Here is a 25,195-nt window from a genome sequence, read left to right as displayed (position 1 = left end):
TATGAAGGAAGATTTTTATGACATACTAGGTGTTAGCAAAAATGCTAGCGATGCCGAAATAAAAAAGGCATATCGCAAAAAAGCTATTGAGTTTCATCCCGATAAGAACCCTGGTGATAAAACAGCCGAAGAGAAATTCAAGAAAGCTGCAGAAGCATATGAAATTCTTAGCGATGCTGATAAAAGAGCGAGATATGACCAATTTGGTCATCAGGCTTTTGAAGGCGGCGGCGGCTTCGGAGGCGGCGGCGGAATGAACATGGATGACATCTTTAGCCAGTTCGGAGATATTTTTGGAGGTGGTTTTGGTGGTTTCGGTGGCTTTGGCGGTGGCGGAAGACAACGTCGGGTAAAAGGAAGCAATCTTCGAATCCGAGTAAGGCTTACCCTAGAGGAAATCGCCAATGGAGTTGAGAAAAAGATAAAGGTAAAACGTAAAATTCAGGCGCCAGGAACTACCTATAAGACTTGTGGAACCTGTAATGGTACTGGACAGGTAACACGTATTACCAACACTATTTTGGGTAGAATGCAAACGTCTACGGCATGTTCTACGTGTGGAGGCTCTGGGCAAATCATTGATCATAAACCAGCAGATGCTGATGCTCAGGGATTAAAGGTTACAGAAGAAACTGTAAGTATTAAAATTCCACCTGGAGTAGAAGACGGTATGCAATTGAAAGTTACAGGAAAAGGAAATGAAGCACCAGGTAATGGTATTGCAGGAGATCTTTTGGTAGCCATCGAAGAACAAGATCATCCAGAATTACAGAGAGAAGGAAATAATCTGCACTATGATTTGTATGTAAGCTTCTCTGAAGCGGCATTAGGAACTTCAAGAGAAATAGATACAGTATCTGGTAAGGTGCGTATTAAAATAGAAGAGGGAGTGCAAAGTGGAAAAATCCTAAGGCTGAGAGGCAAAGGAATCCCAAGCCTTAATGGATATGGTAAAGGAGATTTACTGGTTCATGTCAATGTATGGACTCCAAAAACCCTTAACAAAGAACAAAGAGAGTTTTTTGAAAGAATGGCCAAGGATGATCATTTCAAGCCAAATCCCGATAGTGGGGAGAAATCATTTTTCGAGAAAGTGAAAGATATGTTTTCTTAATAAAATCAGTTGATTATTGTTGAAAGAATCATTTGTTTGATATTAACTTTTGATTAAGAAAAATTCGTATATTTGAAACATCACTAGCGCATTTAGTGATAATTTTTCTTTTTCATAGCAATTTTTTTCCCATCCTTAATACTTGTATTTAGGGTGGGTTTTGTTTTAATAGGCATATATTAGCATAAGTTTTTTAGTTTTCGTATCATGCAGAGCTGATAACAACCACAATTATATTTTTACACTTTATGACTAATCTTTTAGAGGTACAAGGAGCATCCAAACGATTCGGTAGCTTTACGGCACTGGATAATGTTTCTATAGCGGTACCAAAAGGGAGTATTTTTGGGCTATTAGGACCCAATGGAGCTGGTAAAACTACATTGATTCGTATTATTAATCAGATTACACTTCCAGATGAAGGAAAGGTGTTTTTGGATAACGAACCTTTAAAAAAAGAACATATTCAGGATATAGGATATCTTCCCGAAGAACGTGGTTTGTATAAATCGATGAAAGTAGGAGAGCAAGCTTTGTATCTGGCCCAACTTAAAGGATTAAGTAAAAAAGAAGCAAAAGATCGATTAAAATATTGGTTTGATAAGTTTGAAATTTCACACTGGTGGGACAAAAAGATACAAGAGCTTTCCAAAGGAATGGCGCAAAAGGTACAATTTATAGTAACGGTACTACATCGACCGAAGCTGTTAATTTTTGATGAACCCTTTAGTGGTTTTGATCCTATCAATGCCAATGTAATTAAGGATGAAATTCTACAATTACGAGAGGAAGGCGCTACAGTTATATTTTCTACCCACCGTATGGAAAGCGTTGAAGAACTATGTGATCATATTGCATTAATCAACAAGTCCAAGAAAATTTTGGAAGGCGAAGTTTCAGATATCAAAAGAAAATACAAATCCAATACTTTTGAGGTTGGGTTACTCGCAGAAAGTGAAAATGGATTGTATGATGAGCTTAAAGAGAAATTCCAGGTAGTTCCAGCCGATTTTAAAACCATAGAAGAACAACTAAAGTTGAAAATCACTTTGGATCAGAGCACATCTTCAAATGATTTATTGGGATATCTGTCTTCCAAAGCACAAATTCTTCGGTTTAACGAAGTGATCCCTAGTGTAAACGAAATTTTTATTAAAACCATCTCAGAAAATGAATAATCTCAAATTAATAATTCAAAGAGAATTTATTGCTCGTGTTCGTAACAGAACTTTTGTGGTTATGACTTTCTTAAGTCCCCTCATCTTTGTGGGGATGATTGCTTTAATAACATGGTTAGCTACACTCAATAATGAAGAAGTTCGGCAAATTGCCTTTTTTGATGAAACGGGAATGTTTACTTCCGATTTTAAAAATTCGGATAACGTAACCTACATAGATTATAGTGATCTTAGTTTGAACGACGCCAAAGATTCGGTAGTCATCAAAAAGCTTTATGGATTACTTTATATTCCTAAAAAAGGAACAAACAAAGAGCTTGCTTCTTCTGTTCAGTTCTATGCGGATGATGCTCCAAATATTTCCATCCTTAATGGGATTGAAGATATCATCGCTTCAAAACTCACCAATCAAAATTTTGAAGAGAAAGGTTTGGATTTGAACGTGATCGAAAACTCAAGAGCAAGGGTTAATATTTTGATCGAAAATTTCTCCGGAGAAAAGACATCAAAAATGACAAATTATGTGAAGATGTTTTTTGGAGGTGCTGCAGGGTATTTTTTAATGATGTTTATCATTATTTATGGTAACATGGTGATGCGATCGGTAATCGAGGAGAAGGCAAATCGAATTATTGAGATTATTATTTCATCGGTAAAACCATTACAATTAATGATGGGAAAAATCCTGGGAACATCTTTTGCAGGAATCCTTCAGTTTTTAATATGGGTGCTTTTAGGAAGCGTTTTATTATTTATCGCTACTTCGGTTTTTGGAATAGAAGCACAAACTCCCACAGGTATAGATCCTTCTATAGCACTACAAGAAGATCATCAAGAAGAAATACAATTGTTGCTTCAGGATATATTGAAACTCCCGTTAGGTACTTTGGTAATGGCCTTTTTTGTATACTTTGTAGGAGGCTATTTCTTATATAGTTCTATCTATGCTGCTATTGGTGCTGCAGTGGATAGCGAAACAGATTCTCAACAATTCATGCTGCCTATTATTTTGCCATTGATGCTGGGGATTTATGTAGGGTTCTTTTCGGTTGTAGAAAATCCACATGGTACGGTCTCTACGGTCTTTTCCATGATTCCATTAACTTCTCCCATCGTAATGCTAATGCGCATTCCTTTTGGAGTAAATTGGTGGGAAGTATTGATTTCTATCCTTCTGTTATTCGGAAGTATTATATTTATGGTATGGCTGGCCGGAAAAATATACCGTGTAGGTATTTTGATGTATGGTAAGAAGCCTAGTTATAAAGAGTTGTACAAATGGTTAAAGTATTAGTGCAATGATACAAGAAGAAATCACAGAACAGGTAAAAGAAGTAATCCAAGAAGATGTTTGGGGTGCGATAAAAGAGTTTCTGGGCTACGAAATATTCCATTTCGGTCCTGATGATCATCCCTTGGTGCTTACGGTAGGTTTGCTGCTATTTGTGATTTTTGTATTGTTGATTACTTCCTTCTTTTTAAGGGTATTTAAAAGATTCCTGACACGGAAATTGAATAGTGACGATAAGCTGAAATTTGAATCCGTTTTTTCGTTTTTAAAGTATTTCATTTATATCGTCGTTATTTTTGGTACACTGGACGCCATAGGTTTTAATATCACCGCCATTTTTGCAGCTTCGGCAGCACTATTGGTTGGAGTGGGTCTGGCTTTGCAAACTTTTATTCAGGATATTCTCTCTGGGATATTCATTTTTGTGGACAAAACCGTTCATGTTGGGGATATCATAGAGCTGGAGGATAAAGTAGGTAGAGTAGTAGAGATTAAACTCAGAACAACGAGAGCGGTTACCATAGATAACAAGGTACTCATTATTCCTAACCATAAATACATGACATCCTCATTGTACAACTGGACTCAAAATGGAGCGTTGACACGAGAGTCTGTAAGCGTTGGGGTGGCCTACGGGAGTGATACGCAATTAGTCAAAGAATTATTAATCCAGGCGGCATTGTCGAATCCTCATGTGTTGAAACAACCAGAACCTTTGGTGTTATTCACGGATTTTGCAGATAGCTCACTAAATTTTAAAGTCATTTTTACGATCAATGATAGTTTTCAGGGAGTAATCCCTAAGAGTGAAATACGATTTGAGATTGATCGTTTATTTAGAGAACACAATATCAATATTCCGTTCCCGCAACGAGAGGTTACTATTGTTAAAGAATAATCTACCATTGAAAAGTTAGTAAATAATATACATGCCCCAATATGAAGTATAAGGATCTTTTAATGTTTTGTTTTTGTGTGTTTGCAATACACACAACTATTAGATCCCAGGATACTGATTTGGCAAGGTTAGAATACGCTTATATCCCTCAAAGTGATAGTGATAATAAATATAGCAGAATTCGTTTTTCTGCTAACTATCCTATTAAAATGAAACAAGAGGGGTCTTATTTGGTAATTTCTGGTCAGTACCGATATAATGATCTTGATATAGAAGATCCATTGATATTTGATCCCGGAGGAGATCTCAATGTATTTCAGACTATAGGTTTGGAATTGGGGTATACCTTCAAAATGAAAAATAATTGGAGATTTGGAGCCAAACTAGGAGGGCAGATTTCGTCGAATTTCGAAAGTTCAGGAATAGAAGGTGACGATTTTAGATATACAGGTTCAGTGTATTTTGTAAAAAGCTATAAAGATAAACAAGCCCCCAAAACGGCTAGGTTGATTATGGGATTACGCTATACTACTCCTGCCAGTATTAACTTCCCGTTACCGATTATAAATTACTTTAAACGATTTCATCAAAACTGGTCTTTTTCGGTAGGAACACCAAAGACGAGTATCAAATATTTCTTTAACGAAAAGAATACATTACAAGCTTTTGTGGGATTGGATCGTTTTTATGGTAATCTGCAGAATAACAGAACTTTTGTAGATCAAAATGGGGAAACAAAGGTTGCAGAAAATGCGTCGATGTTGAATATTCTTGGCGCATTGGGATATGAATATTATTTTACGGAACACTTATTGTTCTATATGTATTCCGGATATACATTAAGTAATGAAATACGACTACGAGATGGGGATCAGGAAAATGTACTGACCATCAACAATGGAAATACATTCTATTTTCGTAGTGGAATAAAACTAAAAATATAATGGCAAAAATTTTAGTAATTGAAGACGAATCTGCGATTCGAAGAGTTTTAGTCAAAATTCTTACCGAAGAAAACGATAAATATGAGGTGTTCGAAGCCGAAGATGGGCTTTTGGGTATAGAAATGATCAAAAATGAAGATTATGATTTGGTGCTTTGTGATATCAAAATGCCAAAGATGGATGGAGTTGAGGTATTAGAGGCTGTAAAAAAGATAAAACCAGAAATCCCAATTGTAATGATCTCGGGACATGGTGATTTGGATACAGCTGTAAATACGATGAGGTTGGGAGCATTTGATTATATTTCAAAACCACCAGATTTAAATCGTCTACTAAACACGGTTAGAAATGCCTTGGATAGAAAAGAACTGGTAGTCGAAAATAAGAGGCTGAAGAGGAAGGTTTCCAAAAATTACGAAATGATTGGAGAGTCTAAAGCCATTTCAGACATCAAAGAAATTATTGAAAAGGTATCCGCTACTGATGCTAGGGTGTTAATTACTGGGCCTAATGGAACCGGTAAAGAACTTGTGGCGCATTGGATTCACCAAAAAAGTGATCGTTCTTCTGGACCAATGATCGAAGTAAACTGTGCTGCAATCCCCGGAGAATTGATCGAGAGTGAACTTTTTGGTCATGTGAAGGGAGCATTTACCTCTGCAAATAAAGATAGAGCTGGTAAATTTGAAGCAGCAAACGGAGGAACCATATTTCTTGATGAGATTGGTGATATGAGCCTTTCTGCCCAGGCAAAGGTACTTCGTGCATTACAAGAAAATAAAATACAACGTGTGGGAAGCGATAAAGATATTAAGGTAAATGTAAGAGTGGTAGCAGCTACCAATAAAGACCTTAAAAAGGAAATTAGCGATAACAAGTTTCGGGAGGATTTATATCACAGATTGGCTGTTATCCTAGTCAAGGTTCCTGCATTAAACGATCGTAGAGAAGATATTCCGTTATTAGTTGATCACTTTTCAAAGAAAATAGCTTCAGAACAAGGATCACCTACAAAAACGTTCTCTGCCAAAGCGATTAAGCAATTACAACAATACGATTGGACAGGTAATATTCGGGAACTACGCAACGTAGTAGAACGCTTAATTATTCTTGGTGGAGTAGAAGTAAGCGAAGAGGATGTAAAGCTCTTTGCGGCAAAATAAGAGTAGATAGTCTTTGGTGCTATAGTGATTTATGCATGTAATGAATAAACCCTATATTGCGACCAAAAGTGGGATAAGCCCTTTGTTATGAAGAAAATTGTATTGCCCCTTCTGCTGTTGCTCGGCCTGCATAATGCTACAGCACAATACGATCCTGGTGCCGTAAACTACGGTTTTGTAGGGATCAAAAGTTTTGGTTTGCAAAATGAAGTTGGACTAGGAGCTAGAGTAGAATATGCCTTTAATTGCTACACTACCTTTATAGGTGAGTATAATAGAGCTTTTGCGATTGGTGGAGAAGAAGACTATGAAGGATTTAATGAACTAGCGTTTGGAGTCAATCTTATTTTATTTAATTGGTATCCTACTACCATAACTGCGGGAATGGGGTACATTGGTAATGACTCTAATTTTTTTGAAGAGATAGAGGACGAAGCCTTTTTGGGGATAAGATCTGGGAATTTTAATCACGGTGCTCAGATAAAACTAAGAGCATTGCATCAGATATCCGTTCCTGTACACATTTTTGCCGAATTGAATGTCAAAAGTTTGGGAAGACGATATGATACCTTCTTGATAGGATTTAGCTATGATTTTAAAGCAAGATAATAACTAAAATCAGTTATAAGACTACTGGTTTATGCACACTTGATGATAAGCTCCAATTACTAGATATATTTTTTACAAAACCAAAACTTTAGTATCTTTCGAAGTATAACACAAATGACATTATGAAGCACATAAATCATGATGATTTTAGGGCAAAAGGACCTGTAGAACTATCAAGTATCCCAACCATTATTGATCTTGAAGAAAGTGAAAAGAAGATTGAAAAAGAGTTGGAAGAAGTCAGAGAAAAACTAGGAGAACTTCAGGATACTCTATATGCTCATGGTAAATATGCCGTATTGGTTTGTTTACAAGGTATGGATACCGCCGGAAAAGATAGTTTGATTCGAGAAGTATTTAAGGATTTCAATACAAGAGGGATTATCGTCCATAGTTTCAAAGTGCCAACCGATCTGGAGTTAGGACATGATTATTTATGGAGGCATTATATAGCCTTGCCACAGCGGGGAAAATTTGGAGTCTTTAACAGGACACATTACGAAAATGTTTTGGTTACTCGGGTACATCCAGAGTATATCATGAATGAAAATTTACCAGAGGTTACTTCGGTATCGGATATTAACGATGAATTCTGGGATAAACGCTTTGAGCAAATACGAAATTTTGAAAAGCATATTGCTCAAAACGGTACTTTGATTTATAAGTTTTATCTGCATCTGTCAAAAGAAGAGCAGAAAAACAGATTATTGCGTAGGCTTGAAAAAAAGGAAAAGAACTGGAAATTTTCGGCAGGAGATTTAAAGGAACGAAAACTCTGGAGAAATTATCAGAAATGCTATCAGGATGCCATTAGTAGAACATCAGAACCTCACGCACCTTGGTATGTAATTCCTGCAGATGATAAACCTTCTGCAAGATATATTGTAGCGAAAATTTTGTATGATACCTTAAAGGCTTATGAAGATATTCGGGAACCGGAATTAGATGAAGAGACAAAAGCCAATTTAGAGACGTACAAACAACAATTAAATAATGAATAATGTATGGATAGTTGATTTAGGATAACCGTCAATACATTACAGAGATAAATACTATGTTAAGAAAAATAACCCCTATTCTTTTTATTCTACTAAGTCTTAATGGCTTTGCCCAAACCTCTTCTGTAGAGGATTCTACTATGCTTAAGAAGATATACACTACCTCTTTAGTAAATGGAAAAAGTTATGAGTGGTTAGATTATTTATCCAACCAGATAGGAGGACGTCTCTCTGGTTCTATCAATGCACAAAAGGCAGTAGAGTGGGGAGAAAAAGAACTAAAAGAGCTAGGGATTGATAAGGTGTGGTTACAATCTGTGATGGTACCTAAATGGACTAGAGGAGTAACCGAATTTGCATATATAGAAACGGAACCAGGTAAAACAACGAATGTTCCTATTTGTGCCCTGGGAGGTTCTGTGCCAACTCCAATAGGAGGTATAAAAGCTCCAATAATTGAGGTAAAAGGTATTGAGGAGCTCAGAACTCTGGGAACGGATCAGATCGAAGGTAAAATTGTGTTTTACAATCGACCTATGCAGCCAGATCTTATTCATACTTTTGAGGCGTATGGAGGTTGTGTAGATCAGCGTTATTCAGGAGCGGCAGAGGCAGCCAAATTTGGAGCAGTTGGAGTAATCGTGAGATCCATGAACTTGAGATTAGATGATTTTCCGCATACAGGAGCTATGAGTTATGGCGATTTGCCGAATAGTGATAAAATCCCAGCAGCTGCTATTAGTACCAATGGAGCAGACCTATTAAGTTCGATGTTGACGTTGAATCCAAAGATCAAATTTCATATCAATATGAACTGCCGAAGTTGGAAAGATGTAGAGTCCTTCAATGTGATCGGTCAGATTACCGGAACCGAATTCCCAAATGAATATATGGTAGTTGGTGGGCATTTGGATTCTTGGGATCTAGGAGATGGGTCTCATGACGATGGAGCTGGAGTGGTTCAGTCGATGGAAGTGTTGCGACTTTTTAAAGAAATAGGATACAAACCTAAACGTTCTATCAGAGTAGTACTGTTTATGAATGAAGAAAATGGATTACGAGGAGGTAAAAAGTATGCTAAAGTCGCTAAAAGCAAAGGAGAAAAACATGTATTTGCCTTAGAAAGTGATGCGGGAGCATTTACCCCCAGAGGGTTTTCTTTTGATTGTGATGACGCAAATTTTGGTCAGATACAAAGTTGGAAACCTCTTTTTGAACCATATTTAGTGCATTATTTTGCCAAAGGAGGAAGCGGAGCGGACATCGGTCCACTAAAAGGAAATGGAATTGTTCTCGCTGGACTTAGACCTGATTCTCAACGGTATTTTGATTACCATCATGCCAAAAATGATACTTTTGATGCAATCAACAAAAGAGAACTGGAATTAGGAGCAGCAACAATGACTAGTCTTGTGTATCTTTTTGATAAATATGGTGTAAGGTAGCGGAACAACTACGTATACTTACTTATTACAACAACTTGGATATGATTACATTCAAAACACTTGAGGGTATCGATATCAAAGATATTCATTCTTGTTTCTTGGAAGCTTTTGCAAATTATGAGGTCCCATTTAACATTACCCTAGATGAATTCTCTTATATGTTAGCCCGAAGAGGATGTGATTTTTCTATGTCCTATGGAGCTTTCAATAATGAGTTATTGGTAGGTTTTGTGCTTAATGGAATCGGTATATGGAATGGTATACCAACGGCCTACGATACCGGCACAGGAATTATTCCTGACTTCCAGGGAAAAGGGATTGCAAAAGATCTATTTCGATTTGTGATTGAAGATTTAGTGGATAAAGGGCAAAAACAATATTTACTAGAAGTTATTAAGACGAATACAAAAGCGGTTCAGTTGTACAGAGAATTGGATTTTGAGGTTACAAGAACTTACGATTATTATGTGTTTGAGAATAAGGATTTGGACAAAGTACGATACAAGCAACAGGTAAGTGTTGTTTTCAAAAGCATAGAAAAACCAGATTGGGGAGAAATAACATCTTTTTTCTCAATACCACAATCATGGCAGAACAATAAGGAATCAGTAGAAAGAAAGTTGCCTCATTTTAAGATCCTTCAGATGCTTGTGAATGAAACAGTGGTTGGGTATGGAGCTATAGAAATGCATACAGGAGATATTCCGTTGTTGGTCATTCATCCAGATCATCGAAGAAAAGGTTTTGGAACTTCTTTATTGAAGGAGTTAGGAACTTTTTCAACCTCTGGAATGATAAAAATGATTAATATCGAGAGTAGTTATGAGCCTTTTACGCAGTTTTTTAAGTATTTACAAATACCACCGGGTAAGGGGCAGTTCGAAATGATACTTACCTTCTAACAATCCAAATTGCCATCGCAAACTACTGCCATGTAAACGATAGCAGCTATTCCTATTAGAATATTCAGTACTGGTAGACTAGCTGCAATAATTGCAAAAAGATGTCTTCTCTTTACAAAAGCAATCCAACTTACTACAATAGAAAAAACCGTCACAAAAGGATAAGCAACCAGGCTAATGACTAAAGTGATGGTAGGGATGCTATTTTCGGATCCAGGACTGTCAAACATCATCGGGGACATGATGATCATGGGTAAAGAGGGTAAAATTAGAATGCCAAAAATAATACTGGCAACAATGAGGTAGATCTTAGTGTTATTTCGCTTCTTTAAAGGGGTGCTATTAGCTACTTTTTCAGACATAGTTTATGGTATAGAACGTTAAATATACGATAAGAATATTTTAGTTTATTTTGGTTCATATACCTTTGCGTCTTCAAAACTCAAAAATGCTTCAACAGTACACCAAAGAATTTAGATACAACATCAAATTAGCTGCTCCTGTTATGATGGGGATGATAGGGCATACCCTAGTGGCTCTGGTAGATAATATTATGGTAGGGCAGTTAGGTACAGCAGAACTAGCAGCAGTTTCTTTGGGGAACAGTTTTATGTTTATTGCTATGTCTTTGGGAATCGGCTTCTCTACTGCAATTACTCCTTTGGTAGCAGAAGCTGATGGTGAGAATAATTTTAAGAACGGTAAGTCTGCTTTTAAACATGGTCTTTTTTTATGCACGACCTTGGGAGTTGTATTGTTCTTTTTGATTTTGCTAGCCAAGCCGATGATGTATCTTATGAAGCAACCAGAAGAGGTGGTAACTCTGGCATTACCTTATTTGGATTTGGTGGCGTTTTCACTAATTCCTTTGATTAGTTTTCAGGCTTTAAAACAATTTTCTGATGGGCTATCAATGACCCGACATCCAATGTATGCAACACTATTGGCTAATGTGGTGAATGTGGTATTAAACTATTTGTTGATTTTTGGGAAATTTGGATTTCCAGAGATGGGAATAGTAGGTGCCGCAATAGGTACACTAGCATCCAGAATTGTAATGACTGTCTTTTTATGGGTCTTTTTGCAAAAGAATATAAAGTCCACAAATTATGTAAAGAACATCAAATTCTTTATTCTGGAGCGTAAGATGATCAAAAAAATATTGGCGTTAGGGTTTCCATCAGCGTTGCAAATGTTTTTTGAAGTAGCCATTTTTACGGCAGCGATATGGTTGTCTGGTATTTTGGGTAAGAACCCTCAGGCAGCCAATCAGATAGCTCTCAATCTGTCTTCTATGACGTTTATGGTCGCCATGGGGTTAAGTGTAGCAGCTATGGTGAGGGTAGGTAACCAGAAGGGATTAGCACGTTTTGAAGATTTACGCAGAATTGCAATTTCGATATTTCTGCTTTCATTTCTTATTGCTACAGTTTTTGCGTTAATTTTTATTCTGTGCAACACTATTCTTCCTCTAATTTATCTGGACCAAAATGATATAGAAAATCTAGCAGACAATACCGAAGTAATTAGCATTGCAGCCAAGCTTTTAGTTATCGCAGCCTTATTCCAGATATCTGATGCAATCCAGGTAACCGTACTTGGGGCACTAAGAGGGCTTCAAGATGTAAAAATACCTACTGTTATTACCTTTATTGCTTATTGGATAGTAGGCTTTCCTGTAAGTTATTATTTGGGATTGTACACAGATTATCATAGTTCAGGTATTTGGATAGGTCTTCTTGCCGGACTTACAACTTCGGCATTATTGTTGTATTTCAGATTCAATAAATTAACAAAAGCTTTGATTCAAAAAGATTGAATTTTGAAATAAAAACAAGGGAGAAATACGTTTTACCTACTTCGTTCGTTAATTTGGTATTAACGAATAATTAACTATCTTTCCCATAAAAACCTAACGCAAATAATGAAAGTCCCAAATTTTAAATTTTGTCTATCACTTATTGCCTTTACTTTGTTGATGATAACTAGTGGTAGAGGTCAAAACTTCGAACACAGTAAAAAACAAAACTTAATTCCTAACCCGAGTTTTGAGACTGTAAATACTTCAATTAAGAGGATGGATATGGAAATGCAGAATTTTGGAATCCTTCAAAATTGGAAGCCTGCAATTAATTCTCCAGATGCTTATCATCCACAACTAGAATTGGTAAGATTCATACATAAATCGCCTAATTTTCTAAAACAGTTTGGAGATCAAGACCCAAGAACTGGAGAAGGTAAAGTTGGAATGTATATTGCCGGGGGAGAGTATAAAGAAGGGGTAACAGCAAAGTTAAGACAACCGCTTAGTGCCGGGAAGTATTACTATTTTCATATGTATGTATCTTTGGGAGAAGGAATTTCTAATTCCTGTACTTCTTCTATAGGAGCTTATTTCAGTGCTAGAAGTCCAAAAATCACAGGAACATCAAAACTTCCTCTACACATCGAATCTTCAAAAAGAGTTTGTGATACCAAAGGTTGGGCAAAAGTTTGTGGAGTATATCGTGCAAAAGGTACAGAAAAATATATTTCTTTAGGTTACTTTTCTGATAGTCCGAGAGGTAAGTCGGTTAAGGGAGGGAATTATGATACCGGTTATTATTTTGTAGATGATGTATTGTTGATGGAAATGAGAAGCACTAAAGGCTTAATTGCGGATCAGGTATGTAACATGGCGTTAGATTTTAAGCCTATTGAATTTTTGGTAGGTGAGAGTGAGGCTTACAAAGAAATTAAAGAAGCTTTGGATTCATACATCCAATATGTAACTATTTTTAATGTCAACTCGGTAAAAATTATAGGTCATGCAGATGATGCTGGTTCTACCTTTGAGAATGAAATCATGTCTTCTGTAAGAGCTTTTAATGTAAAGACTTATATGATCGAAAAAGGAGTAGATGAGTCGCTTATTGAAGTCATTGCAGCAGGAGAAACGGCTCCTATAGTTACCGAAGGATCTGATTTGGACCCAGAGTCTAATAATCGCGTAGAAATTAAAATAGAATAATACCAAAATTATAACTGGTGTTCCTTCAAAAAGGTAGTACCTTTGAAGCAAATTTTTATAGACAAATCATGAGCTTTCCAAAATTCTTGTTAGGGGATAATACTGATTTTCCTGATTCAATTTTTGTGATTCATACCGAATTTCCAAGGTTTATCATCAATCTTGAAAATGATGAGGTAGAATGGCTTGAAGAATTTGATAAGCACGATGAGAAAGAGTTACTTTCTGAAGCTGAGAACCTTTTTCAGGAAGCTAATGACTTTTATGATCGTGAGATAGAACGTTATGACGAATAACTCGATTGATATCCAATTGATCCATGGAAGAACTAATACAATTTGATAAAGATCTTTTTTTATATCTCAATAACCTAGGGAATACTACTTGGGATGGATTTTGGTTGTTTATGACCGAAAAGTTATATCAAATTCCCTTGTATTTAGTTTTGTTGTACTTTTTCCATAAGTATTTTGGGTTACGTGGTACGATTATAACACTGGTTGTCGTAGCTGCTTTGATTGCTGCATCTGATCAATTGTCAAACCTGTTCAAGAATGTATTGTTTATGCGACCAAGACCATGTCGCGCAGAAGGGGTAGCAGAATTTACCAGATTTATAGCCGAACGCTGCGGTCGTCATGGATATTTTTCAGCGCACGCTGCTAGTTCTATGGCGTTGGCTTTTTTTACAGGACTATCTTTGCAAAAACATCTAAAATATATCTTTCCTTTTATGGTAGTTTGGTCTATCGTTGTGAGCTATAGTAGAATTTACTTAGGAGTGCATTATCCGGGAGATATCATTACTGGTATGGCGATAGGTATTTTGTTGGGTGTGGGCGCGTATAAACTTCACGGATTTTTAATCAAAAAATACGGATAGTAGAACCCATTTTTGGGTTTTAGCGATATTAGTTTTTTCTGAATTTTTTCTTTTTCTGCTTTTTGCTAAATAATCGTTTTAAGAAACCATCACGCTTTTCGGGTTTACAATCCAGATCATCTAGAATTTCTTCAGTGGGTTGCTCGAATTTGGCTTTGGTTATGAAGTCAAAACTAGCATCTTTATTCATTTCCTGGTATAGCTTAGCAAAGATAGGTAGCGCCGTATTCGCTCCCTGACCTAATGCTGTCGTTTTGAAGCCAATGTTGTAATTATCATTACCTACCCAGGTAACTGTCACAAGTTTTGGAGTAATTCCAACAAACCAACCATCCTTATTATCTTGCGTGGTTCCTGTTTTTCCTGCGATATCGTTATTTAGCTTATAAGAATTCCGTATTCTTGAAGCCGTTCCTTTATCAATAGTAGATTTCATGATTTCTAACATTACCTGCCGAGTATATGCCGAGTATGCTATGGTATCCTTTACTTTGGGTTCGAAAGATTGTATGAGATTACCATTTTTATCTTCAATTTTTGTGATGTAAAATGGGGTTACGGGTTTACTTTCGTTTACGAAACTGGCATAGGCACCGGCAAGAGATTTTAAAGGAATACCATCTGTACCTAAAGCCATAGCAGGCTTTTCTGACAGCGAATCTGTAATGCCTAATTTTCTTACCTGATCTACCACTTTAGGGATTCCCACTTCGTTAAGAACTTTAACGGCAATTGTGTTAACAGATTGACTTAGCGCAGTCTCCAGACTAAAGTTGAGATATGGGTCTTCTTTTTTTGATGAATTTTTAGGAGTCCAATCCTCTAGATCTGTATAGGTAATCGATTTGGTTGAAAAATAAGTACACGGTTTCATACCGTCTTCTATGGCAGCGGTATATACAAAGGGTTTGAAAGTTGATCCAACTTGCCTTTTACTTTGTGATACATGATCGTATTTAAAATGACGATAATCAATGCCACCAATATAGACTTGTACTGCTCCGGTAGAAGGCTCTACAGCGATCATCCCGGTATTTAAAAACTTAAGATAGTGTTGAGTGCTATCTATAGAAGAAACTTTTTTGGTACTATCTCCACTCCATTCAAAAAGCTCAATTTCTTTTTTCCTAGATAAAGAATCCAATATTTGAGATTCTGTCAATCCCTCTTCAATCCACTTTTTATATGTTTTTTGTTTCCGGATGATATTCTTGAGAAGCTCCTTGTCCTTCCATGGTGCTTGATCCCCGTATGATGTTTCATATTGTTTTTGTAGACTTTTTAGATGTTCTTTCATCGCTTCTTCAGCCAAGGCCTGCATCTTGAAATCCAAAGTAGTGTAAACCACCAGGCCATCATTGTAAATATCATAATCATTACCGTCGGGTTTTTTATGATGTTCCATGATTTTGAGAAGCTCCTTTTTTACCTCTTCTCTGAAGTAAGGAGCAAGTCCAAGATCATGATTAAAGTATTGGTAATCCAGCTCGATACTTTTGCTCATCGTCTTATCTGCTTTTTTAGATGATAGGTATCCATATTTGACCATTTGTTTGAGCACTACATCTCTTCTCAATTGACTTCTTTCTGGAAAAAGACGAGGGTTGTAACTATGATTTGCTTTTAGGGTGCCAATCAAAGTTGCGGATTGAGATAAGGTAAGTTGAGAGGTGGTTTTATTAAAAAACTTTTGAGCAGCACTTTCAATACCGTAGGTGTTATCCGGAAAAGGAACGGTGTTAAAGTACAGTGCCAGTATTTCTTGTTTGGTATAAATTTCCTCCATCCTTTGAGCAACGATAGATTCTTTTAGTTTATTAATCACAGTACTGAATACTCGATATTTTTTTCGCCCATAAAGATTCTTAGCCAATTGTAAAGTAATCGTACTACCACCGCCAGAAGATTTATCTCTTAATAAGATACTTTTGAAAAATACACGCAATAAACTTTTGTTATCCACACCATCGTGCTCATAAAACCGAACATCTTCTGTTGCGATAAGCGCATTAATCAAATGTTCCGGAAGATCTGCATATGTGATAGGTTGTCTATCATAGATGTAATATTTGCCAATTAGTTGTCCATCCTTAGCTAATACCTGAGTTGCCTGAGCTTGTTTAAGCGTACCTAATTCCTGTTTGGTTGGTAATTTGCCCCACGCACCAAGATAGATAGAAAGGTAAAAACCAATAAATCCCAGTACAATAATGCCAATGCCCAACGACGGCCACTTTACCCATTTTTTTTGTAAAAACTGCTTCATGTCATTTCAGATCCCGACATAGATAACGTTAAAAACTCGCTATTATTAAGTTTTTTCAACAGGTCTTTTCTTTTTAAAATCTCTAAAGAATAATATGATCATTACTACCATAAGCAATGAAAAAGGTAAAGATGTGATAATGAGTAGTTTTTGCATGGCAATCAGTACGTTGATTTCAGCCTTAGCATTACCCAATAAAATGATTCCAATAGCAAAAATTGTGAGGACAATACTCCATAATAAACGATGTTTTTTTGAAGGTTCTTGTTTGCCATCATCAGTGAACATGCTGAGCACAAAAATGGCAGAATCTAGCGAAGTGACCAAAAAACTAATCAAGAGCAATATGGTTAATGAATTTATGATCCCTTGAAAGGGATAATTTTCAAAAAAGATAAAAATAGAAGTAAATACATTGTCAAATTGCCCTTGATAATTACCTAGGTGTTCTATGATATCAAAAGCAGATTGCCCAAAGGTAGTAAACCAAAAAAAGGTACCCAAAGAAGGAATAAAAAGCACTCCCAGTATAATTTCTCTAAGGGTTCTGCCTTTAGAAATTCTGGCAATAAAAATACCAGTAAACGGAGCCCAGGCCAACCAAAATGCCCAATAATAGTAGGTCCAATCCGTAAGAAACTCCTCGCCTGGGTTATACCGACCATACGCTAAACTAAGAGGTATAAAATCAATAATGTAGCGAAATAATGCATTAAAAAATTGGTAGGTGACCGAAAGAATATCACTTTGTACAAATACAAAGAGTAATAGACCTATAGTGATGTAAATATTCCAGGTAGAAATGATTTTAATGCCTTTGTTAACTCCTCTAAACACGGATATAAAAGCCAATACCGAAATAAGTAATAGGACCAAAATGGTTCCTGTTAATCCTATGTCATAGTTTAATATATGAGTCAATCCTCCTTCGATTTGGGTAGTACCAAGTCCTATGGCCGCCACTAATCCAAAAACGGTGGTAAGGATAGCAAGAATATCGATACTCCCAAAAATGATACTCTGAGTAATTCCAGAGGGGACCAATTTTGATATTGAGGAAAAAGCACTGCTTGACAATACTTTTTTGGAGTGAACGAATAAATAATACCCTACTACTATAGCAAAAATTGCGTAAAAGGCCCACGCGGTAAATCCCCATTGATAAAAAGTGTATTCGAGTGCTATAGTGCTCGCCTTGGCACTGGTGTTTATTGGCGGATTATTCATCATATATACGGGTTCCTGCACTGCTCGTAATAAAATTCCGGCACCCATGCCTGCGCTGTATAGCATAGATATCCATGCCAATCTTGAGAATTGAGGTCTATCGGTAGAGGAGCCCAATTTCTTACTCCCCCATTTAGAAATGGCTAGCACCACTAATAATACTACACAAATCAATCCTAGCCAAAGATAAAACCTCCCAAATAGCTGTCGTATCAATATGGAAAAGGACTCGATAACATCATAGGTTTCGACAGTAAAAAAATATAAGAAAAATGAAAAAAATAGGAGGGTTCCCAGTGAAATATAGAGTAAACTGTTTTTGCTGAAATCAAATCTCATAATAGTTCGTTTTTCTTTGGAAAATTTTTTAGTAGTACTAAAATGTAATGGTGTACTATTAAATGTCTTAAAAAGTTTTGAATTGACGTTACGATCCTGATAAGTTTTGAATTTTTTAACAAGTAAAAAACCGAAAAAATAATCTGATTTTTAAACTTGTTTCTTCAAAAATTTCAATAATTTTAAGTAGACTTGTAATAGCATTACAGCTGTGTTATGGGAACCAGCCCAATTAGAAAATTCCTTGGGGTAAAGTAACTATAATTTTCCTCAAGTTTAGTAATAGAATTAAAAGTAGACCCTCGTTTTGACCCTGTTATTATAACTAACTAAACCTGCAAACCCATGAGAAGAGTAATTGTTGATTTTAAAAAGCTGAATAAAGACATTTTAAACCTTCTTGTACAAAAGTTTCCTGATGGCTATGCCGATAGGGACATCATTTCTTTCAAAAATCATCACAATGAGCTGATCGAAGCTGTAGAAGTACGAACAGAAGATACTGCATATCTGGTAAAAATAAGTAAAAGATTATCAGATACAATGCAAGCCTTTGATGATGACGATACCACAGACAATATTCCTGAAAATGTGCGCGCTCCCGAGGTAAAGGATATGGAAGGGACAGAAGAATAATCGAAGATTATTTTCTGTAAACAAGCTTGGTTGTTTATGCCTAACTAATGCAAATTTATTTTTATTTGTATATTTCCTCATGCTGATATCAGTATTTGGATAGATATATGCTGGGGAAAAAACAAGTTAACAACAACCAAACCTTTAAGAACCTTTTGGATACAATTAGGTTATAAAACCGCATTTATATTGTTTAAGAGAAAATATTTACTCCTTTTTTTTGTGGGAGTATCACTTTATGCACAGCAACCAGGTAAAAAGAATTCCACATCTTTTTTTATCATTCCAGAACTAGCTGTAGGAAAAACCATGGAAGCAAATACGGGTTTTCCTAAAACGGATCTGCAAAAATCTCTATTTATAAGCATAGGTCGGTACAATTCCTCAAGTGATCAACGATGGGCAGCAGAGTTAGGTTACCCCAAAACAGGTCTTTCTTTAGGAATTACAGATTTTGGTAATACCGACAAATTGGGGTTGGCATATTCGGTTCTACCATTTGTTGAGTTTGGTTTATTTAAAAAACGTTCAGACCGGTGGAATGTAAATGTAGGTATGGGAGCAGCTTATCTCGATACGCAATACGATCCCGAAACGAATCCATTTAATCTTGCGGTTACTACTAAGGTCAATTGGACTTTTCGTTCATTTTTGTATTATGATTTTTTAAAACGGAGAAACATCAATTGGCGTTTGGGGATAGGATATGCGCATTTTTCTAACGGACATACTCGGTTACCCAATCAAGGACTGAACTCTTTCTTAATCAATATATCTTCTAAAATAGGAAAACAGCCTATAGTATCTGAGGAAAAGAGTGGGGTACCAGTGCCAAAAAAGAAACGATACTCAGAGAATTATTTTTCTTTTAGAGCTGGTATTGGGCAAAATGTGCTTTCCAGAATTTTTAATGATAAGAAAGAGGTGTATTCTGTAGCTCTTTCAGGAGGTAAGATTATCAATAAAACGTTTAAGTTTGGGATAGGAGCGTATTATCGCTTTTATGAACACTACTATGATCATATACAAGAAGATGCAGAACTCATAAGCGAACAAGTGCCAGAGTATAAAGAACACCCATTTCGCTATGCAACAAATTTTGGTTTTTTTGGAAGTGCAGAGCTCTTCCTGGGACACGTAGGGATCTTGTTTGATTTGGGGATAAATATTTACAAACCTTTTTATAAGATTGAATGGCAATTGAGTCAGGGTTTTTTTTACCAAGGACAATATGCCAGGTTAGGAGAGTTGAATTCGTACTACAGGATAAAAAGAACCATTACTGGTCGGATGGGAATAAGATATTACTTGTTTAATACTTCCAAATCACCAAAAAACAATGTGTTTCTTGGGGCTACAATTAATTCCAATTTGGGTCAGGCAGACTTTTCTGAGTTAAGCCTGGGGTATGCATATCGATTTGGATTTAAGGAAAAATCAAAATAGTACTTTATTACTTTTTGCTTAGGTTGAGTAAATGTTTAGCAGCAGCAAAAGGAGAGGTTTTAAGCTGTTGTACTGCTTCCATTTGAGTATTCATTTCATTTTTCACCTCTGGGTTATTAAAAAATGATGTTTTTAATTGTTCTTCTATAGTCTGTAGTAACCAAAACTTGTTTTGTTGAATCCGGTTTTCTTCAAAAAAACCATTCTTTTTGGTGATGTCCAAATAATCCAGAATGACCTTCCAGATTTCTTCAATCCCTTCTTTTTTTAGGGCACTACAGGTCATTACCTGCGGAGACCAGGTGCTTTCTGCAAGAGGGAATAGGTGCAAGGCTTTTCTAAACTGATTCTTTGCCTCACGTGCACGTTTTTGATTATCACCATCTGCTTTATTGATCACTATGGTATCTGCCATTTCTATAATCCCTCTCTTGATACCTTGTAGTTCATCTCCTGCTCCGGCCAACTTTAAAAGCAAAAAGAAATCCACCATACTATGCACTGCCGTTTCACTTTGTCCAACTCCAACCGTTTCAATAATAATTACATCATACCCAGCAGCCTCGCAAAGAATTATAGATTCTCTGGTCTTTTGAGCAACTCCTCCTAGAGAACTACCAGAAGGGGAAGGACGAATAAAAGCATCTGGAGACCTTACCAAAGATTCCATTCGGGTTTTGTCTCCTAATATACTACCCTTCGAAATTGTACTGCTAGGATCAACAGCCAGAACAGCAATTTTTTTTCCTTTCTGAATCAAAAGATCGCCTAGGGCTTCAATGAATGTGCTTTTTCCTACTCCCGGTACTCCTGTAATACCAACCCTAACGGCCTTATTGGAGTGAGGTAAACATTTTTCTATGAGTTGTTGTGCTTGCGTGGTATGATCCTTCTGTGTGCTTTCGATCAAAGTAATACCGCGACTTAATGCCGTAGTATCTTTGGCCAAAATTCCTTCAAAAATGGTTTGGACGCTTACTTTTTTTTGGCGTTTCCTTTTAAAGCGATCAATAGCATCGTTCTTGGTGCTTTCAGGAACTTTTGAGATCGAATGAGGATGTTTGTTGGGTACTTTAGGCACAGACTGATTTTAAGGCAAAGTTATAAATTCCTAACCGTTAATATATCTTTTATTGCTCCTTAAACTAAAATTATACTTTTATCGGAATAGCAACGGCGGTTTGATCCCAAGCCAAGAACATGAGGGTAAATCCATTTGCATTTTGAAAATAAATAGAGAATTGCTCTACCACATTTAGAAGAGGTTGTACAGGAACTTCAACAATGAGTTGATCGTATTGCGGGTCTCGAGTAGCTTTTCCATCTTTGAAACTCACTCCCCAATCGTACAGTTTATTATTAAAAATGACTTTCCAGGAATCTTTATTTGGGATAGTCCATAACGTATATGTCCCTGCTGGTAGTTGTGTGCCGTCTACCATAACGTCTTTATCGGTGGTAAAAGTGGTAGCCTCATTGGCTCCTGTTCTCCATACTTCGCCAAATGGGACCAAATTGCCAAAAATTTCCCTGTCCTTTTTGTAGGGTCTGTTATAATAAATCTCAAAATTGACATTACCTGCATTGTGGGTAAAGGCTTCTTCCGGACTATGTTTTTTGGTATTGTATTTTATCAATTGTAAGCCGGCAAAACCAAAAATGAAAAGGCCGGCAAGGATTAATAGCACTCGTTTTAGTAATCTGGACATAAAAGTTAATCTTTGATTGATTAAAGATAGTCTTTTTTAGGATCTAAATGCTATTAATCCTTAGAAAGAAAAGTAGTAGGTTTATTGGGTTAATCTGGCAATATTCATGATGTTTACTGCACAAGTGTTTCTCAGTGAAGTAAGGATTTTTAATATCGAATCGGGTAAATGCTTGTTTTCTAGTAAATAATCAATTTGATCGATTATCGTATTGGTACAATTCATATTTTTCTCCAAAAGTGTGAAGACATCTTTTACTTCATCATGATCTTCGTAAATCTGACTTTTTTTTAGCTTATGCATGGTTAAATAATTTAGTTTAATAAAAGTTGTATTATGTAGTATATTTACTTTACAAAAGCTTACTTCGAGAGTAGTTAAATATTTATTAATTATTTGGTATTCAAGTGTTTGATTATTTTGTTTCGATTTTATACATAATTTTGCAACACCTAGGCTTTTGTATTCGTCTATATAAATGAATACAATTAGAAACAGTTTTTAATTAGAATCACTAACCAAAAGTAAAGGAAGTTTGTTACAAAGCGAGCTAATAGAACAGTGTAGAGCGAATGATCGCAGAGCACAGATGAAGCTTTATAATAAGTACTGCGATGGTATGTATTATGTGGCTTTACGATTCCTCAAAGATCCATTTGAGGCAGAGGAGGCTATGCAAGAATCTTTCATCAAGGCTTTTACGAGATTACATCAATTTACAGGTGATGTTACTTTTGGTGCTTGGCTTAAACGAATTGTAATTAATAAGAGCATTGATATGCTTAAAGCCAAAAAGATGAATATGGTGGCGATAAATGAACAGGTAATGACGACGGTGGAAGAACAGAATGATTGGTCTGTTTCAGATTCGGTTACCGTAGATGAAGTAAAGAAAGCTATAGAAAGATTACCTGAAAAATATAAATATGCAGTAATGCTATTTTTAATAGAAGGGTATGATCATAACGAGATAAGTGAAATATTAGATATCACCCCGGTTGCTTCTAGGACTTTAGTACATAGAGGAAAAAAGCAACTACAGGACCAACTAAAACATTTGAAAGATGGCACAAGATATTAGAGAGCTGTTGAGACAAGATAAAGCTATCCCTTCTGAACGATTGCAAGATGGACATCAAGCTCGTTTTATGGCTAGATTAGAGAAAGAGTTACCCGAGCGGAAAACTAAATCGTCTAATTATGGCTGGCTTAAAATTGCAGCCAGTGTGGCTATTATTTTTTCGATTTCTATCACCGCATTTAACCAATTTGGTGGTAAGGATAATACCGGTACTGAGGTAGTAGATGCTGAAACTACCAAGAATGCTACAGTAGTGTTGAACAAGCAATCCTCTGGGTTGGCAGATATGCACCCAGAATATGAAAAGGTAGAGAACTATTTGTTGACAAGTATAAAATTTCAATTATCCGAAATTACGGTCAATGATAAGAACAGAGAATTAGTAGAAAGTTTTAAGGTGCGGTTGAGTAATCTTGATAAAGAATACCAGAACTTAAATAAAGAATTGATGGAAGTTGGGCCAAACTTAGAGAGTATTGAAGCGATGAAGGAGAATCTAACACTTAGACTTTCATTATTAGAGCAATTAAAAGAAAAACTTGAAGAATTAGAAAAAATTGAGAACGAAGGATATGACGAAATACAAGCTTAGCGGTATTACATTTTGCATTCTTAGTCTTTGTGTTACAGGGTTACTGGCTCAGGATAGACAAGAGAAACTTAATGAACGGATTTCTGTTGCTTCTGATGTTGCGTTAAACCTGAATACCAGCCATACCAATGTTGTTTTTGAAACCTGGAATAGAAATGAAATTGGGATTGAAGCTTATGTAGAGGGAGAGAATTTGGATGACGAAAATAGTAGAAGGATTATAGAAAGTTGGCAATTGGATGTATTGGGAGATGACCAAAGTATTACGATCAACTCCAGAGCAGGAAATTTGTGGTCTGGAAAAGTTACTGCATCGAATTTTACGATTAGTGAAGAAGAGTTAAGAAAGTTAGATCCTGCTATTTCGGACCTTTTAGGGCCTCTTATCAAAAATATAGAGAATAATCCTATGCCTAATTCGCTTTCAAATGATCAACAGTCTAATGTTAACCTCTCTGATAGGAGATATTCGGGACAGGACGAGAAGTATGTGCAGCAGTGGGAGAGTCAAATTCGAGAAAAGTTCAGTGATGAAATCGAAAAAGAAAAGCAAAAGCTTGCGCAACAGTTAGAAAAGAATGGTACTATTTCTGGAGATTTACAAATCAAACTAGAGTGGGGAGAGCAGTATGGTAGACAAATGGAAGCGTGGGCTTCACAGTTTGTCAGAGATATACAAAATCAGCAACAAGGAACGTCGAATGTAACGGTTTATCAGTATACAGCTACACGACCTAATACCAAAGGAACAAGTAAGGTGATCAAAGTGAAAATGCCTAAAAATGCAAAGTTGAAACTTAACATTCGTCATGGGGCAGTACAACTTGCAGAAAGATCATATAATGTAAAAGCATCCTTATCACATACTAGATTATCTGCCAATGTGGTTGATGGAAATAAAACATTTATAAAAGCATCTTATTCTCCTGTATTTGTAAGGCAATGGAATGATGGAAGACTTGTAGTGAATTATGTAAAGAATTGTAGAATTCAGACTGCTAAGAATCTTTTGGTAAACTCAGATTCGAGCAACATCTTTATTCAGCAAATGGATGAAAATGGAGCCATAGCTGCAAGTTTTGGAACAGTAACCATTGCGAATTTAGGAAGTTCTTTCAAAACGTTGGATTTAGCCGTCCAGAATAGTGATTTTCGATTGAAGTTACCTAAAACACCTTTTAATCTCTCGTATACTGGATCTCGCAGTAAAATTGGATTGCCCAAAACGCTGGAGATTAATACCAGAAGTAATTTTGGAAACGTTTTTATCAATGGGTATCAAGGTACACGGGATACGAACAAGCTGATTACTGTTAATGCTAAATATAGTAATGTGATTTTAAGTAAAGAATAAATATTTTTCATAATAATTGTAGTGTTAATTATAAAAAAGCTTCATCGGTACAGATCGATGGGGCTTTTTTAGTGTTTAGGCGTTGACTGTTTTTATTTTTCTACAAAAAA

25 protein-coding genes are annotated in these 25,195 nt (G+C 36.2%); 19 read left to right on the top strand and 6 right to left on the bottom strand.

Annotated elements, in window-relative coordinates; translation table 11 throughout:
* Position 1: 1 nt before the first annotated feature.
* From dnaJ to ACXAGJ_RS06745, 10 genes are all read left to right on the top strand, one after another.
* Positions 2-1,114, top strand: coding sequence for a molecular chaperone DnaJ (dnaJ, locus tag ACXAGJ_RS06790; protein ID WP_474838317.1), 1,113 nt, complete (start codon positions 2-4; stop codon positions 1,112-1,114).
* Between the two features lie 248 nt (positions 1,115-1,362).
* Complete coding sequence (locus ACXAGJ_RS06785; protein WP_474838315.1) at positions 1,363-2,292, top strand: ABC transporter ATP-binding protein; 930 nt, start codon at positions 1,363-1,365, stop codon at positions 2,290-2,292.
* A complete protein-coding gene (locus ACXAGJ_RS06780; protein WP_474838313.1) occupies positions 2,285-3,586 on the top strand; it encodes an ABC transporter permease in 1,302 nt (433 codons plus the stop codon). The genes ACXAGJ_RS06785 and ACXAGJ_RS06780 overlap by 8 nt, the downstream gene beginning before the upstream one ends.
* Before the next feature lie 4 nt (positions 3,587-3,590).
* Positions 3,591-4,481: a mechanosensitive ion channel family protein gene (locus tag ACXAGJ_RS06775; protein WP_073320696.1), complete on the top strand. Its 891-nt coding sequence runs from the start codon at positions 3,591-3,593 to the stop codon at positions 4,479-4,481.
* Positions 4,482-4,522: 41 nt separating this feature from the next.
* Positions 4,523-5,425, top strand: a complete 903-nt coding sequence (locus ACXAGJ_RS06770; RefSeq protein ID WP_473281523.1) for a DUF6268 family outer membrane beta-barrel protein — start codon at positions 4,523-4,525, stop codon at positions 5,423-5,425.
* The gene (locus ACXAGJ_RS06765) at positions 5,425-6,588 is read left to right on the top strand and encodes a sigma-54-dependent transcriptional regulator (RefSeq protein WP_474838310.1); all 1,164 of its coding nucleotides are present in this window, start codon (positions 5,425-5,427) and stop codon (positions 6,586-6,588) included. The genes ACXAGJ_RS06770 and ACXAGJ_RS06765 overlap by 1 nt, the downstream gene beginning before the upstream one ends.
* A gap of 87 nt (positions 6,589-6,675) precedes the next feature.
* On the top strand, positions 6,676-7,197 hold the full coding sequence (locus ACXAGJ_RS06760) for a hypothetical protein (RefSeq protein WP_474838308.1): 522 nt from the start codon (positions 6,676-6,678) through the stop codon (positions 7,195-7,197).
* 122 nt (positions 7,198-7,319) lie between these two features.
* Positions 7,320-8,198: a PPK2 family polyphosphate kinase gene (locus tag ACXAGJ_RS06755; RefSeq protein ID WP_474838306.1), complete on the top strand. Its 879-nt coding sequence runs from the start codon at positions 7,320-7,322 to the stop codon at positions 8,196-8,198.
* A 53-nt stretch (positions 8,199-8,251) separates the two neighbouring features.
* Positions 8,252-9,640 carry a M20/M25/M40 family metallo-hydrolase gene (locus tag ACXAGJ_RS06750; protein ID WP_474838304.1) on the top strand — a complete coding sequence of 463 codons (1,389 nt, stop codon included), beginning with the start codon at positions 8,252-8,254 and terminating at the stop codon, positions 9,638-9,640.
* Between the two features lie 41 nt (positions 9,641-9,681).
* The gene (locus tag ACXAGJ_RS06745; RefSeq protein WP_474838302.1) at positions 9,682-10,542 is read left to right on the top strand and encodes a GNAT family N-acetyltransferase; all 861 of its coding nucleotides are present in this window, start codon (positions 9,682-9,684) and stop codon (positions 10,540-10,542) included.
* Here the strand turns inward: ACXAGJ_RS06745 and ACXAGJ_RS06740 are convergent.
* Positions 10,539-10,904: a hypothetical protein gene (locus ACXAGJ_RS06740; RefSeq protein WP_474838300.1), complete on the bottom strand. Its 366-nt coding sequence runs from the start codon at positions 10,902-10,904 to the stop codon at positions 10,539-10,541. The two genes, ACXAGJ_RS06745 and ACXAGJ_RS06740, sit on opposite strands and share 4 nt — an antisense overlap.
* Positions 10,905-10,990: 86 nt before the next feature.
* On the opposite strand from ACXAGJ_RS06740, the gene ACXAGJ_RS06735 reads away from it, so the two are divergent.
* The 4 genes from ACXAGJ_RS06735 to ACXAGJ_RS06720 all read left to right on the top strand — a co-directional run bounded on the left by ACXAGJ_RS06735 (position 10,991) and on the right by ACXAGJ_RS06720 (position 14,435).
* On the top strand, positions 10,991-12,361 hold the full coding sequence (locus ACXAGJ_RS06735; RefSeq protein ID WP_474838298.1) for an MATE family efflux transporter: 1,371 nt from the start codon (positions 10,991-10,993) through the stop codon (positions 12,359-12,361).
* 105 nt (positions 12,362-12,466) lie between these two features.
* Positions 12,467-13,552 carry an OmpA family protein gene (locus ACXAGJ_RS06730; protein ID WP_474838296.1) on the top strand — a complete coding sequence of 362 codons (1,086 nt, stop codon included), beginning with the start codon at positions 12,467-12,469 and terminating at the stop codon, positions 13,550-13,552.
* A gap of 68 nt (positions 13,553-13,620) precedes the next feature.
* On the top strand, positions 13,621-13,848 hold the full coding sequence (locus tag ACXAGJ_RS06725; RefSeq protein WP_073320831.1) for a hypothetical protein: 228 nt from the start codon (positions 13,621-13,623) through the stop codon (positions 13,846-13,848).
* Positions 13,849-13,871: 23 nt separating this feature from the next.
* Positions 13,872-14,435 (top strand): phosphatase PAP2 family protein, encoded by a 564-nt coding sequence (locus ACXAGJ_RS06720; protein WP_474838294.1) that lies wholly within the window; start codon positions 13,872-13,874, stop codon positions 14,433-14,435.
* 28 nt (positions 14,436-14,463) lie between these two features.
* Here the strand turns inward: ACXAGJ_RS06720 and ACXAGJ_RS06715 are convergent, their stop codons facing one another.
* Positions 14,464-16,701, bottom strand: a complete 2,238-nt coding sequence (locus ACXAGJ_RS06715; protein WP_474838292.1) for a penicillin-binding protein 1A — start codon at positions 16,699-16,701, stop codon at positions 14,464-14,466.
* A 45-nt stretch (positions 16,702-16,746) separates the two neighbouring features.
* Positions 16,747-18,267: a BCCT family transporter gene (locus ACXAGJ_RS06710; protein WP_474838290.1), complete on the bottom strand. Its 1,521-nt coding sequence runs from the start codon at positions 18,265-18,267 to the stop codon at positions 16,747-16,749.
* Positions 18,268-18,612: 345 nt separating this feature from the next.
* Between ACXAGJ_RS06710 and ACXAGJ_RS06705 the strand changes: the two genes are divergently transcribed.
* Positions 18,613-18,903: a hypothetical protein gene (locus ACXAGJ_RS06705; protein ID WP_474838288.1), complete on the top strand. Its 291-nt coding sequence runs from the start codon at positions 18,613-18,615 to the stop codon at positions 18,901-18,903.
* Positions 18,904-19,125: 222 nt separating this feature from the next.
* Complete coding sequence (locus ACXAGJ_RS06700) at positions 19,126-20,349, top strand: acyloxyacyl hydrolase (RefSeq protein ID WP_474838286.1); 1,224 nt, start codon at positions 19,126-19,128, stop codon at positions 20,347-20,349.
* A 7-nt stretch (positions 20,350-20,356) separates the two neighbouring features.
* Here the strand turns inward: ACXAGJ_RS06700 and meaB are convergent, their stop codons facing one another.
* The 3 genes from meaB to ACXAGJ_RS06685 all read right to left on the bottom strand — a co-directional run bounded on the left by meaB (position 20,357) and on the right by ACXAGJ_RS06685 (position 22,361).
* Entirely contained in the window at positions 20,357-21,430 is a 1,074-nt protein-coding gene (gene meaB / locus ACXAGJ_RS06695) for a methylmalonyl Co-A mutase-associated GTPase MeaB (RefSeq protein WP_474838284.1), read from the bottom strand.
* A 70-nt stretch (positions 21,431-21,500) separates the two neighbouring features.
* Complete coding sequence (locus ACXAGJ_RS06690; protein ID WP_474838282.1) at positions 21,501-22,058, bottom strand: DUF2911 domain-containing protein; 558 nt, start codon at positions 22,056-22,058, stop codon at positions 21,501-21,503.
* A gap of 81 nt (positions 22,059-22,139) precedes the next feature.
* A complete protein-coding gene (locus tag ACXAGJ_RS06685) occupies positions 22,140-22,361 on the bottom strand; it encodes a hypothetical protein (protein WP_073320645.1) in 222 nt (73 codons plus the stop codon).
* A gap of 232 nt (positions 22,362-22,593) precedes the next feature.
* Between ACXAGJ_RS06685 and ACXAGJ_RS06680 the strand changes: the two genes are divergently transcribed.
* The 3 genes from ACXAGJ_RS06680 to ACXAGJ_RS06670 are packed head-to-tail and all read left to right on the top strand — an operon-like array spanning position 22,594 to position 25,085.
* Positions 22,594-23,139 (top strand): RNA polymerase sigma factor, encoded by a 546-nt coding sequence (locus tag ACXAGJ_RS06680; RefSeq protein ID WP_073320642.1) that lies wholly within the window; start codon positions 22,594-22,596, stop codon positions 23,137-23,139.
* The gene (locus ACXAGJ_RS06675; protein WP_474838279.1) at positions 23,123-23,731 is read left to right on the top strand and encodes a hypothetical protein; all 609 of its coding nucleotides are present in this window, start codon (positions 23,123-23,125) and stop codon (positions 23,729-23,731) included. Before ACXAGJ_RS06680 ends, ACXAGJ_RS06675 begins: the two co-directional genes overlap by 17 nt.
* Complete coding sequence (locus tag ACXAGJ_RS06670) at positions 23,712-25,085, top strand: hypothetical protein (protein WP_474838277.1); 1,374 nt, start codon at positions 23,712-23,714, stop codon at positions 25,083-25,085. The genes ACXAGJ_RS06675 and ACXAGJ_RS06670 overlap by 20 nt, the downstream gene beginning before the upstream one ends.
* Positions 25,086-25,195 lie beyond the last annotated feature (110 nt).

This window comes from Aquimarina sp. AWH4_224, from assembly GCF_056160245.1.
The sequence above is the reverse complement of the archived record's forward strand: the minus strand, read 5'-3'. Positions and strand labels throughout refer to the sequence as shown.